The organism is Ulvibacter sp. 2210JD10-4 (assembly GCF_058148525.1).
Window position 1 is genome coordinate 1 of record NZ_JBYVJZ010000022.1, and the last position, 295, is coordinate 295.

Annotated in this window: 1 protein-coding gene; it reads right to left on the bottom strand. The window is 34.6% G+C overall.

What is annotated here, in order from left to right; all coding sequences use genetic code 11:
- Window positions 1-295: DUF4136 domain-containing protein (locus ACY2RT_RS15325; RefSeq protein ID WP_490156800.1), on the bottom strand; the 295-nt coding region annotated here is incomplete at its 3' end.

Genomic DNA, 295 nt, shown 5'->3' on the forward strand with positions numbered 1-295 from the left:
TTTCAGATTTGGTCATTCCTTTTACAGATAGTTCGCTATTGATCGATCGAAGAAGACGTTTTTGATCTAGATCAGAAATTTGTGCTTTATCAATTCCCGGCTTATAAAAAGCATAAGAATCGTAAGCACTAAAAGTTGCTTCACGGTCATAGTCTGCTGCCACACGGACAGTAACACACGATGTAAATACCAGAAGTAAAAGGACAGGTAAAAATTTGATGATCTTCGTAGCGTTACTTTTAATTGAATAATCTTTTATCAACGAAATTTGGAAGTGTAACTTGTAATTGAGAAT